This is a genomic window from Marinomonas sp. CT5, from assembly GCF_018336975.1.
In the GTDB taxonomy this organism is placed as follows: domain Bacteria; phylum Pseudomonadota; class Gammaproteobacteria; order Pseudomonadales; family Marinomonadaceae; genus Marinomonas.
Map to the genome: position 1 here is coordinate 3363348 of NZ_CP025572.1, position 13523 is coordinate 3376870.

Genomic DNA, 13523 nt, shown 5'->3' on the forward strand with positions numbered 1-13523 from the left:
GCGAAGAACGCTCTTACGCATAAACTACTCCCTATTCTACTAAGAATCATACATAGCACCATCAATTTCTTCTTTGTTTAAGCATAGTAGTCAACGCCAGTCGCCGAAACATAAGATAAATTCTTCGGAATCAACTCATCATCAATATCATCATTGACTGCAATACCATTTCCTGACGCGTCGTTGTTACGATGATTCGCTCTATCTTGCGCACCGGAAGTATCCTGCTGCGATACGTCAACATCAGCTCGGCTTAAATCCATTCCCTGTTGAGCAAGCATATCTCGTAACCGCCCCATTTGCCCCTCTAATAGATCCCGAGCTTGCGGTGTCGCCGCAACAAAACTTATTTGAGTATTAGAGTCACTATCAACCGAGACTTTTACCGTCAAACTACCTAACTCAGGCGGATCCAACCGGATATGAGCCGTGTGACCTCCATCACGAGCAATCCAAGCCACCTTCTGACTCATCTCTCCAGCCCAACCTGGGTGCCCTGGAGGTAATGTCATTGCTAGATTTGCAGTAGAATTTGGTGCCGCATTCGCAGCAACGGCCGCTCCACCCAATGCTGCCGCTCGATTCATATTATTATGCAGCGAGCTATTTAGTCCTCCCGATGAGTTATCCGCCCCCATACTCCCATCAGCCTGTGCAGACATCCGCCCCAACATTGCCTCGTGTTCTTTTTTGCGTAATTCAATAGGCTCATCAATAAAAATTCCATCTTCTGCTAGTAAAGAATCGGCAGTGTCAGAACCTAAATCATCAGGAGAAGAAACATCCCCCAAAAGCGAAGATGGAACAGAATCTGATCGGGATGTTCTATCGGAAGCTCCAGCAACCACACCAGCTGTCGCTAAAGCGGCTTTGGAAGTATCAAGCACAGCATCACCACCGGAATTAACAGCAGCAGATTTAGCTCCTGACGCCCCCATCTGTGACAAAACCCAAGACAATTCACTATTGTCTGCTTCATCCGCTCCTGCTTCCAATTGATCAGAAGACAACGCCTTTTCCTCTTTCAAGAAGTCACCATCAGATAATGCAACCAATTTAGTAGAGGCGTCTACTTTAGTCTCGTTAGAAGCTCCTCGCTTAATCGCGCCCAACCCAGCTATAACTGAAGCGCCAACAATTTTAGAGTCTGCATTACCAGTGGATAACTCCTCGGTTGCCATGCCATCAGAATTGACTGTTTTTGACAAAAGAGAAGAATCAGAGCTTTTCAATGGAGGATTGTTTAAATTCGCTAAACTTGAATCAACAGCGTCACCTGAAACGGTTTTTGAAGCCCCTTCCAAAGTCGAATTTTTAGATTCCGCTGCTTCCCCTATCCCAGCTAACGATAATTCATTAACAGGTGATACCTCGCCTTCACTCAACGACTCTTCTGTAGGTAATGCTTCGCCTTCTTGCTGCAACTCTTTGCCGCTTAATTGAGAGGAATCCTGCACAGCAACTTTGTCATCAGAAACACGATTAGAAGAATCATTATTTTCTGAAGTGCTTTTCTCTTTGCCCACTTCACTATTATTAGTCGTGGCTGCAGTTTTACTAGAAGATTTAACTGAAGAAGTGTCACCAGCCTCACTAGAGCCATTTGTTTTGGATGAACTCCCTGTAGATGACGTCGAAGCTGATGAAGTATCAGTCTCAGCCCTTTTTTTAGGACTATTTACTTCTTTCGCTTTTCTAAAATCATCGGCAAAAGCACCACTATTACTAGCAGGGACCTTGGCAAAATTTGACTTTTTAGGCGGAGCGCCTGAAGGTAAAGATAAGATTGTATTTGAATCTGTGCGCATAATTTCCTCCAACGATGTTGAAGACTATGCAATAGAAAGGCCAATTTAATTATTTATTCCAACCTGCCAATTGTAATAGGCCGTCACTGCACTCCCTCCCTTTGAAAACTCAAGCCTTGAACACAACTGATTCAATAGAGCTAACCCCCTGTTATACAACAGCTCTGTATTAGAAATATCGTAATTCACACTATTAAAATTAAACCCTTCACCACTGTCTTCTACATATAAAATAAGCGTCCGGCTATTCCTATCAGAGGTTACCTTGACGGAAATTTTTACATAGCCATTTTCCAAGCTTGCTAATCTCTTTTCTCTTTCTTCGTAATATTGAGAAAAACCATCACTTGAACTTTTTTTATCAGAATTTAGATTCAATACACCATGTTCAAGAGCATTAGAATACAACTCAGAAAGAATCATAAATATCTGACTAGAAAAACTACTTAAGCCAGGAACCGTAGTAAGAATTTGCAGAACATAAGGCAAAGGATCAGTATTTCGCAATGAATCTGCATTCAAAATATATTCAAATGAGAAGTCCGCAGGAGCTTCATGATGACCTCTTGAAACTTCATGGTTAGATGTATCAACACCTATATTCGCATCAAGACGAACACCAAGGCATGAAATATCGTCATGAGGATTATCTAAAACCCCTTCTTTTCTCAACTCTTGCCTTAACCAAGACATGGAATGTTTGGCTTCTATTTCGCCTTCATAAAGGGGTTTTAAGATAGAATTACAAAACATTTCTCCAGATAAATCTAAGGCTTCATAAACGCCATCAGAAAAGACCATCAGTCGGTCTCCAGAAGAAAAAGAGATAGGGTCAATTTGACACGTAAAGACATCCGGAGGGAGCACACCCAAAGGTAAATTTTTAGAAGTAAATCGAACTGGTTTGTTTTCCTCTTGTGAGAAAAACAATAAATCGGGTAAACCACCATTCCAAATTTCAATACTTTTATTATTTACTTTGATGTCAATAAACGCAGCACTGCAAAACATATTTGGCGGTAAAATCCCCTTCAAGCGAGCATTAATCTCTGGAATTATTTGCCGCATTAAAAAACCTTTTTTTGTCCAATCAAAAAAGATATCAGCTAAAGGTAATGCGCCAATGGCAGCAGACAAGCCATGACCAGTAAAATCACCTAGCAATAAATGCATACCGCCATTTGGCTTATAAGCCGCCAAGATCACATCACCATTAAAGGTATTTGTGCCAAAGTGGATAGTAGATAAAGCAGGGTCTTTTAAGCAGTTGGAGTTAGTAATATTTTCATATACTACTTTTGCAACTTCCTGTTCATTAAGCAATTGTTCATTGTACAAAGTCATGGCATCACGCTGCTCTTCTAGCGTTTTCTGCATAACTAACAACTTAACAATCGCATTTAATTTAGCGGTAATAAGCGCGGGATTGTATGGCTTGGATATAAAATCTGTACCACCAATTCGCAAACAATTAGACAAGGCAATCGGGTCAGTAATACCTGAAAGGAAAACAATCGGAACAAACATATCACCGGCTAGACGCTGAATCTCAAGGGCAGCTTCCCAACCATCTTTATGAGGCATTTTTATGTCTAAACACACAAGCTGAATTGTTCTAGGATCAAATTTTTCTATCGCATCTTGCCCGTCAACGGCCGATATCACCTTATGACCAAATTGACTCAAAATTGCTTTCAATAAGATACGATCCGAAGGGTTATCGTCAGCAATCAAAATGGTTAGAATTTTTTCCATACAACACTACTCAGCAAATTCGAAAAGCCGGTGGAAATTGGCAATTCTAAGAATATCAACAACCGCATCATTTATATTTATTAAACGAACCTGAACAACATCTTTATTGGCATGATCCCTAAGCAGCAACAGCATACCTAGTGCCGAACTGTCTAAATAAGTCACTTCAGCAAAATCCACCTCATAAAGATCAGCTTTATGGTTTTGACTAAAAGCTTCTTTAAATTGTTTGTGACAACTGTAATCAAAACGTCCAATTATTTTAATTGTTAGGCATTTTGTTTTAGATTCATAGAAGCTTTCGACCACAGCCTACTCCTTGAGTGTAGGCAGAAAACTCTAAGACTCTTGCTGCCCATCATTTGTTTTTTGTATTGATGCATTGCCACTTACATCTTCAGACACACCCGATGACGTTTTTGTCATCAGAGCATGAATACGATCAAGCATTTCGTTAATAGACTCTCTCGCACGATCTAAACGAGCACCACCAACACTTCTATCCGATTCAAGCAATGTTAGAGTAGAGGTCGCCATAGACTTCATTTCCTCTATTTGCTCTTGAACCTTACTAATGTCATGCTCTAAATCGACGGCAAAACGTCTTCGAATGATCTCACTCTCGCCTTCAGCCGCAGCCAGACTAGACAATACACCCGCTCTTACTTCATTCAGACAACGCTCAACATCACTTAACAAGAATACATCTGAAGATAAATCCTTCTCGACCAATGCCAAACGCTGTAAAACCAACTCATAACCTAATATTAAAGAATCACGAACCTGTTCCGACAACCAAGCCATATCATTTAGCTCAATCTGAAAGCCTTCTAGTGGTGCCGCCTCTTTTTTCACAGTATGATTGATTGATTGCTCATTGTGATTTGTTTTATCGTCAATTAGGGATGCTATTTGTTGTAGTTTAGTAATCTTTTCAAGCATATTTGTTTGTGTCGATACTGAATTAAGGACGTCAAACAAGGCGATCACTTTACATCTCACCACTTCCAGAGATTTCGCAAAACCGGCATAAGGAGAGTCTTTTCTCAAGACTCGAATAGGCGAATTCCAGACATCTTGCTCCATCAACTTTAAGCTATGATGCAAAACATCAAGCTCAGACAAATCTGATCTTGTTTGTATGGAAATGAAACACTGTAAACTTTCTTCCTCGGCCTCTGAATCAGTCGAAAAATGCTGTACATTCAACCAATAAACACCATCTGATAACTCTAACTTCAAAGGTTGATCAGATTCTAAAATAGAATCCGCAATGCGTTCACCTATTAAGTCATCCAGCCCCGAATCAATCCCAAACAATGACTCAAAGAAAGAGATATTTCTAAACCAAAGCCGTTCCGCACCAGAACTCAACCAAACAACATCACCATGGTGATTCGTCACAAAAAATGGTTCTTTGACTTGATTTAGCGCCTTTTCAATAAGATTAATGTTCTCATTTTGTTGGTCTAAGTCAAAATCTCGAGAAGCCAATTCGTTGTCCACAAGATGACTCAAATCGGTAAATTCATCTACCATTTTACGAGGCAAAACAGGTGAGGCATGACCATTTTTATAATGATCAACCACATAATGCAAAGTTGCAAAACCGGATGTCAGTTGACGCGCAAAGCGAATAGCTAAAGTCACTATAATTAAAGTAATCAATAAAAAGATAGCGACAGGCACCCAAATCAACCTTTCAACAAAAACTTGACGCTGGTAATCCAGATTAACGCTTATTTGCAAAAGGCTATCATCAATTGATTCGAGACGCTCAAAAGATGAATAAATAGCAACTCTTTCATCTGGCGTTAAAGGCTGACTATCCAAATTCTTTTTAGATAACAGATCTAGTAAAGCCAAAGAATCAACTATAAATTTGTCCTTCACTACATCAAAACTTTCAAGGTATGTCTGAATCACCGAATATTCACTGACCAACAACTGATATAACTGATCAGGAGTAGAAGATTCTGATGCTTTCTCATCATGAATTTGACGATCCTCAATCAATAACCATTCCAACCAATGCTCTTCAGCACTATGAACAACTGCTAGCAATTCACTTAATCTTTCCTGTTCCGCATTCTGCTTATCTAGGTTAATACTCATCAAGGCATACATGGCAACAAAAGCCAAAAGCAATATAAACAACAAAGCAACAACACTTTTTTGCAGGCTATTGTTCAACTCCTTTCTAGGAGCACTAAACGGTGAATGCAATGTATTCATAGTCAATAATCACTTTCAAAATAATGATGGTGGCTGCCAGCACTCGGCACTAGCCACAAAAGATAAATAATTTTTCTTATTAAGAACTACCGCACCTTTTTCCAAATCAGATAATGGAAAACAAATGCTCTTTTTATTTCCCATCCATTCATTGAACATACTAAAATCCGCCTCATAATGCTCATCAGGTAACGATACAAACCATTCACAAGAGGTTAAGTGCAAGACAACAGCCTCTCCCAACTGATCAAGATACATAGTAAAAGTATTGCTCTCAGAGCGACTACCTTGCTCTTCATTATCAATGGAGGTCAACAATACCTTATCAAAACAGTATCCATCATGAACAATAAATAACCAAAAACACAACTTATTTTGATTCAAGTAGGCAATTTCAAGTGGCCTTTGATAAGAGGTTAACGCAAAAACCAAGTCGGCCTCTATCCATAATGTTTTGCCATGAAACCTGACAGAATAATAACCCTTCTTCACAGGATACATAGATTTATTTTTTACTGTGCCTTTTCTTGCCCCTAGAGCAAAACGAAAATCCAACAGCCAAGGCTCTAATAAAGGTGTGTTAAAGCGACTCAACCAAATATTTTTAATTAATGGATTCGAAGCTCGCATCTTTGAACAAACCGCTTCGACTTCACGCACAGATAAATAAGGTAAAGCAAAGTAACGACTACCTTGCTTTACTACTAGTAAGTCGCTGACACTCGTCGGCAAAAGACAAAATGCAGAATTATCAGCAGTCAAAAGAAAAGGGCTACTTAAAATGACTTGCGCTGAAACGCCTTCATTAACATCAAACCAAAATGTATCTTCAAATAGCTCTAAACCTCCCGCAGAAACGAAAAATAAGCCAAGACACTCCGTTTTATCGAACACCAGAGGACCATAAGGTGTTTCAATTTCATATAAAAAATACGGTAAAAAATCATACCCTAAGTCCTCTTTGCATGAGAAAGATGACTTTGAATGAGCACCGACCCTATGACTAGCACAAATATACATTGAGCCACCATAACGCATGGGAAAATAAGTAGTATCCTCCACACCTTCCATTCCCATCATCTGACTTTTTTGAGGAACTAAGCGATCAGGCTGTTCAATACATTCAAAATTAGGAGAAAACACTTCACTAAACGGTTGAAAACCTATTCTTTTCAGTCTTTCTTCATACAACGCCAAAAGGCGATACCGAACATCTTTCTGCATTGTGGTGTGTTGAAAGAGAGGTAAAAAACTCAGTTCACACAAGCGTTTTAAGGACTCTTCCTCATTAACAGAATCAATGCGCCAATCAAGCATTGGGAAACGTGTTTGCAGCCAAGAAAGAGACTGTACAGTCAATAATAAAAACCGTCCTCTTTTAACCACGCCTTCAGCTATATCTAACTGAAAAGAGACCTGCCCCACACCTGAAAACAGTGACAAATACTCATCAATACTTCTATTCTCTCCTTCTTTTCCAGCATCATATTTGGCTTGATAATTAATATAAACTGGTGAAGTTACCGCTTCCTGTATGAGAGAAGTAACAACCACCCAACAAGGTCGATCTAGAGATAAAAGATTATGCAATTGCATAGACTGATCAATACTAAATTGACAACCAACCGCTAATTGAAATAAGGAGTCAGCAGCTGAAAGGAAGGCATTGTGATATGATTGAAAATAAGGTGCGCCATTGGCAAGTAATTGGTCAACAGCAGACACTAAGGAGGAAAGGCGACTTTGATAAATGCTAGGAAAGGAGCTTGAGCAGGTTTTCTTCTGCAAAGTAAGTAAAGCAAGTTGAAGTGACTCAAGTCCTTCATAAGGGAAGTAAGCGTAATTATCCAATGCCATTTCCACTTGAGAAATAGGCGCTGATAAATCGATTATTCCATTATCCTGACCCACCATATCCAATCCTAACAAGAAGCTTGGTTACTTCATCAATAGTGCCTATAAACACTATCGAATATTATCTAAAAAACGGCGCATGGCGAACTCATCGCTTTGACGCTGCTCCTGCTTTTCCTCAATAGCCAATTCTGCTTTATGATTTTTTTCTTTTAACCAATCCATACTTTTAGTCTTTGAACGAGCTTGTAACCAACGCCGCATACTCATATCTGCTTGTTGCTCAGATCGACCAACAGCAGATTCTTGCTGTACTATGGCTTGCTGAACACGATCAACAAAGTGCTGGTAATTCGTAGTGAGATAGGGACTTAAACCCAGAAGATTACGCTCTGACTCATACTGACCAGCGTATTCACGCAATTCCTCTAGTTTTTGCATGTCATGACGGACTTTTGCTTTATCACGAGCCAGTTGCTGGGCAGCAGAATCTTCCTTGCGTTGCGCAAGATCGACTAAAATTTGCATTCGGCGTGATTTTTTCATGCGTGACCCATCCCAAAGTTAGGTAAATAGTAGACGTTTTTATAAGCAATCGTCTACTGCCCTTTTGTCATAGCGGTCACAAGCTCTTGTAAGCTCTGATCGATAGTAAAGCTCTCAGATAAAGATTGCTGAAGAAAATTCCGGATTTCTGGCATTTGAATAATAGCTTGATCCAAGTCTGGATCACTTCCTTTTGCGTAAGCCCCAACGGAAATTAGATCTTGATTCTGCTGAAATTTAGAATAAAGCTGCTTTACTCTCATGGCTCCGTAGAGGTGATCTTCACTGACAATGTGCGGCATAGCTCGAGAAATAGAAGCTTCTATATCAATAGCAGGATAATGCCCCTCTTCCGCCAAACGCCTAGACAAAACAATATGACCATCCAAAATAGCCCGTGATGCATCCGCAATAGGGTCTTGTTGATCATCCCCCTCCGTTAATACGGTATAAAAAGCCGTCACTGAGCCACTGCCTTCACTGCCATTACCTGCACGCTCTACCAACTGTGGTAGCTTAGAGAAAACAGATGGTGGATATCCTTTTGTCGCTGGAGGCTCACCAACAGATAAAGCTATTTCACGCTGTGCCTGTGCATAACGAGTTAGAGAATCCATTAGCAATAAAACGTTTTTGCCTTGATCACGATAGTACTCAGCAATTCGCGTTGCCAGCATTGCGGCTCTTAATCTCATCAAGGCAGAGTCATCAGCAGGCGATGCCACCACAACCGAGTGCGCTAACCCCTCATCCCCCAAAATCTGGTCTATAAATTCTTTTACTTCTCGGCCACGCTCACCAATTAACCCCACCACCGTTATATCGGCTTCGGTGTATTTGGTCATCATCCCGAGCAACATACTTTTACCCACACCACTACCAGCAAAAAGCCCCAAACGTTGCCCCTTACCAACAGTTAATAAGCTATTAATAGCTTTAATTCCCACATCTAACGGCTCACTAATGGGTTTTCGTTGTAATGGGTTAATGACATCCCCAAGCAGAGTAACTGAATCTTTGGTTTTGATCGGACCTTTACCATCTAAAGGCTTTCCTAAACCATTAACAACGCGCCCAAGCAACTCATCCCCTACAGGCATGAGACTATCTCCTAACAAGGGACGAACACGAGCGCCTGGAGAAATACCCTCTATAGTTTCTGTTGGCATAAGATATGTCAGGTCACCAGTAAAACCCACAACTTCTGATTCGACCCAACGATCTTTTCGAACCTGAACTGAGCAACGGTCTCCTAAGGCGACAACACAACCCACGGCCTCCATAGTTAAACCAACCATGCGAGTAACCTTGCCTTCTAACTGGGGCGGCAACGACGAAGAAGATACATGAATTAGCTTGTTTAAGCGCTCTTCAAGCGTAGACACAACAACTAATCCTGCTCTTGAGTGGAAAGATGGCTTAGTTCATTAAACACCGCTTCTAAACGCTGTCCAATTCGCCCGTCTATATGAAAAGATTTCGAGTCAATCACAAAGTCACCACTTACCAATGTGGCGTCTGTTTCAAGCTGCAGAGTTAACCGTTCTTTAACACCAAGTTCATCTAAAACAGCCACACTGTCTGGATGAAGACGAAGTCGCACACGACCTTCATACTCACCAATTTCATCAAATACCCGAGACAACTGTTCTTTTAATACCTTATGCCCATCTTCCGACATTTTCGAGAGACAAACATTTTCAACGATTCTGATCATTGATTGATAAAGAATATTTTCCGCTGCGGCACGACTTTCTTCCAATGGAAATGTCATCTCTTGCACAACATTCGCCAATAAGGTTTCAATGTTTTCTAACTGTAGCTTAGCGTCAGCTTTCGCCTGTGACATTCCTTCATCAATACCAAGCAAACGCCCTTCTTCATGACCTTTTTCAAAACCATCAACTTCTCCTTTAGAGAAGCCATCTGCATGACCTTTTTTATGCCCTTCTTCTTCGCCTTGGATAAAACCTTCTTCATAGGCAGCAGAGCGTATCTCTTCTAGTTGAGATGCTGTCAAAGGCTCGTAAACAAGGCTTTCTTCATCAACTTCTTCGGTTGTAACAACTGCATTTTTCTGAACAAGAATAGCTGGGCCAGAATTTGACTTAGCTTGATTATTATCTAAATGAGGCAGTTCCCAACGCTCATAAGCTGTTAACTTACGCTCGTCTTTATCCTGTTTTTGATCGGACATAATTCAATTAAACCATCTGCTCACCGCCACCGCCGAGAACAATTTCTCCATTATCAGCAAGGCGTCTGGCAACGGCCAGTATTTCTTTTTGAGCCACTTCAACTTCACTAACGCGAACGGGGCCTTTCGCTTCCAAGTCATCTTTAAGCATATCAGCAGCACGAGAAGACATGTTCTTGAAGATTTTATCTTGCATTTCAGGATCGGCTCCTTTCAATGCAAGAATCAAGGTCTCAGACTCTACTTCACGAAGAATAACCTGAATACCACGATCATCCACATCCATTAGATTATCAAACACAAACATCAAATCTTGAATTGTATTAGCCAAATCTTCATCGACATCACGAATAGACTCCATTAATTCAGTTTCTACTGAGCTGTCTATAAAGTTCATGATATTCGCCGCCGTACGAATACCACCAATCGTGGTTGATTGAGTTGAATTATTTCCAGAGAACTGACGCTCTAATATATTATTCAACTCTTGCAATGCTGCCGGCTGTACCGTCTCCAATGCAGCCACTCGCAACACAATATCTAAGCGAACACGTTCATCAAAATTCGCTAATATATCCGCAGCCTGATCTGGATCTAAATAAGAAATAACAATGGCCTGGATTTGCGGGTGCTCATAACGAATAACATCGGCAACAGCTCTTGATTCCATCCATTTCAAAGTATCAAGGCCGGTAGTATTGCCACCTAATAAAATCCGATCTATTAAACTCCCGGCTTTTTCTTCACCAAGCGCCTCTCTAAGCATATTACGAATATAACCATCTGAGCCAAGACCTAAACCTGTCTGATCACCTACTAACACCAAAAAATCATCTAATACTTTTTCAACTTGATGACGCTGCACATTAGCAAGTTGAGTCATTGTATGACCAATTTTCTGAACCTCTTTAGGTCCCATATGCTTAAGTATTTGCGCCGCATCGGATTCACCCAGCGACATAAGAAGCACCGCTGCCTTTTGAATCGAAGTTAAATCGTCGCCTTGGCCTGTATCACTCATTTACTTTCCATCACCCATTGTTTAACCACTTGAGCAACACGCTCTGGTTCTTCCGCTATTAACCCGCGAATAGCATTCAGCTGACGGTCAATTTTCTCAGGGGAACCGGGCACCAATATATCTTCAGCACTAACCAGAGAAACTTGATCATCAGAGATTTCATCTGTTTCATCGGAGAAAATAGCCGCTTCTGTGTCTTCTGTAACCGCAATTTTATTCTGATCACTAAGAGTTTTCAAAATAGGACGAACAACCACAAGCAATAAAATTAGTACAAATAAGCCCACTAAAGTTGGCTGTATCAAACTTAAGAACCATTCTTGCTTATAAAATGGCACTTCAACCGCAGGTTCGTCAGGTTCAGGCAAAGCAAAAGGCGAATTAATTACGCTAACACTATCACCACGGGAAGGATCATAACCAACAGCATCTCTAACCAATAGGGTTAAACGACCTAATTCATCATCATTCCATGGTGTTCGAACGACAGCTGAAGTATCAGGATCCACACTGACCAGATCATCAACTACAACAGCTACCGACAAACGACGCACAGTTCCTTGCTGACGCTTGGTATAACTAATACTCCGATCTAGCTCAAAGTTACGAGTAGTTTCTTCACGAGATTGACCTGTTGCAGCTGCAGTATTACTGCCAATAGGAGCACCATTTTGGTCGACCGCCTCAGGGACGGTAACTGCTCCAGGCGGCTGATTCGTTAATGCTCCCGGTATACCACCAGAATTCGCACCACCACTACGCTTCTCTTTTAAAGTTTGTTCGCTGCGAAGAGCCAATAAATCAGGATTATATTGTTCATTGGTTTTTTCAACCGCAGTAAAATCTACATCCGCCGACACTTCCGCTTTGAAACGACCTTGCCCAATAACAGGACCAAGGATGTTATTCACTCGCTGCAATAGAACATCTTCAACTTTACGAGCATAATCAAACTGCTTGCCTGCGACAGACAGTTCGGAATCAGAATCTTTATCTGTCAGTAACGTACCGCGTTGATCAACAACAGTGACATCTTTATCACTCAACTGAGAGATACTAGAAGCCACTAAATTCACAATGGCTTCTACTTGGCTTTTATCAAGACGCCTTCCTGGGTAAAGCTCTAAAAATACAGAGGCTGAAGGCTTTCGAGTATCTCGTACAAATACCGACTCTTTTGGTATAGCTAAATGCACCCGAGCAGTTTTAATACTTTGCAAACTAGAAATCGTTCGACTTAGCTCACCTTCCAAACCTCGCCGATAGCGAGTCGTCTCAACAAATTGTGACGTACCGAGTCCTTGCTCTTGATCCATTATTTCCATACCAACAATGTTGTCAGAAACAATGCCTGAGCCAGCTAATTTTAAACGAGCTTGATGATAAAAATCAGATTCAACAAGCAAAGCACCTGTATTTTGATCTAATTTAAAAGGAATGTTGTTAACACTAAGAATTTCAACTATTTGATCAGCATTATAGTCTGTAATACTGCTTAAGACTGGTTTGTATTCTGGACCATTACTCCATAAGACGGCCGCTAAGCCAATAGCTATAGATGCGGCTAAACCGACCATTAACGCGAGCTGACGAATTACTGTCAGCTTATTAAAGCCAGTTACTAACTCTAGATAGAGCTTTTGCTCCGATTGTTCTGCAGGGACATTATCCATTAAAAAGCGCCAAGCGGTTTAAAGTGCCTAGATAGGCATATTCATGATTTTTTCATACGCGTCTACAAGTTTATTACGCACCTGAGTCATTGCTTCAAATGACACACTCGATTTTTGTAGACCAATCATAACTTGAGGTAAATCCACCCCTTCGTCACCGCGTTCATAAGATTGGGCTAATTGTTTAGACTCACTCTGCAAAGCATTTACATTGTCGACAGCATTTTTCAACATCTCAGCAAAGTCAGCACGTTCAACTGTCTGCCCCCCTTCGTTTTCTCCACCTACCTTGGCGATATTAGACACAGGGGAACCTGGCGCCTGAACCTGCGACTTCATATCCCTCATTTGGGACAACACCTGATTAATGTCTGGTCGACCAGAAATCATGTTTTTTTCACCTAAAAAATCACATATACACAGCTTAGCATAAA

At 40.9% G+C, this 13523-nt stretch carries 11 protein-coding genes; all 11 read right to left on the minus strand.

Annotated elements, in window-relative coordinates:
• Positions 1 to 77: 77 nt before the first annotated feature.
• The 11 genes from C0J08_RS16175 to fliE are packed head-to-tail and all read right to left on the minus strand — an operon-like array spanning position 78 to position 13479.
• Positions 78 to 1808, minus strand: a complete 1731-nt coding sequence (locus C0J08_RS16175) for a flagellar hook-length control protein FliK (protein WP_212652949.1) — start codon at positions 1806 to 1808, stop codon at positions 78 to 80.
• A gap of 45 nt (positions 1809 to 1853) precedes the next feature.
• Positions 1854 to 3563, minus strand: coding sequence for a fused response regulator/phosphatase (locus C0J08_RS16180; protein ID WP_212652950.1), 1710 nt, complete (start codon positions 3561 to 3563; stop codon positions 1854 to 1856).
• Positions 3564 to 3569: 6 nt separating this feature from the next.
• Positions 3570 to 3872, minus strand: a complete 303-nt coding sequence (locus C0J08_RS16185) for an STAS domain-containing protein (RefSeq protein ID WP_212652951.1) — start codon at positions 3870 to 3872, stop codon at positions 3570 to 3572.
• A gap of 30 nt (positions 3873 to 3902) precedes the next feature.
• Positions 3903 to 5798, minus strand: a complete 1896-nt coding sequence (locus C0J08_RS16190) for a hypothetical protein (protein WP_212652952.1) — start codon at positions 5796 to 5798, stop codon at positions 3903 to 3905.
• Between the two features lie 15 nt (positions 5799 to 5813).
• Positions 5814 to 7712, minus strand: a complete 1899-nt coding sequence (locus tag C0J08_RS16195) for a hypothetical protein (RefSeq protein WP_212652953.1) — start codon at positions 7710 to 7712, stop codon at positions 5814 to 5816.
• Between the two features lie 51 nt (positions 7713 to 7763).
• Positions 7764 to 8198, minus strand: coding sequence for a flagellar export protein FliJ (gene fliJ, locus C0J08_RS16200; protein ID WP_212652954.1), 435 nt, complete (start codon positions 8196 to 8198; stop codon positions 7764 to 7766).
• Between the two features lie 53 nt (positions 8199 to 8251).
• Entirely contained in the window at positions 8252 to 9583 is a 1332-nt protein-coding gene (gene fliI, locus C0J08_RS16205) for a flagellar protein export ATPase FliI (protein ID WP_212652955.1), read from the minus strand.
• 5 nt (positions 9584 to 9588) lie between these two features.
• Positions 9589 to 10395 (minus strand): FliH/SctL family protein, encoded by an 807-nt coding sequence (locus tag C0J08_RS16210; RefSeq protein ID WP_212652956.1) that lies wholly within the window; start codon positions 10393 to 10395, stop codon positions 9589 to 9591.
• 7 nt (positions 10396 to 10402) lie between these two features.
• The gene (gene fliG, locus C0J08_RS16215; RefSeq protein WP_212652957.1) at positions 10403 to 11416 is read right to left on the minus strand and encodes a flagellar motor switch protein FliG; all 1014 of its coding nucleotides are present in this window, start codon (positions 11414 to 11416) and stop codon (positions 10403 to 10405) included.
• Entirely contained in the window at positions 11413 to 13089 is a 1677-nt protein-coding gene (fliF, locus tag C0J08_RS16220; protein ID WP_212652958.1) for a flagellar basal-body MS-ring/collar protein FliF, read from the minus strand. The genes fliG and fliF overlap by 4 nt, the downstream gene beginning before the upstream one ends.
• Before the next feature lie 27 nt (positions 13090 to 13116).
• On the minus strand, positions 13117 to 13479 hold the full coding sequence (gene fliE / locus C0J08_RS16225) for a flagellar hook-basal body complex protein FliE (protein ID WP_212652959.1): 363 nt from the start codon (positions 13477 to 13479) through the stop codon (positions 13117 to 13119).
• Positions 13480 to 13523 lie beyond the last annotated feature (44 nt).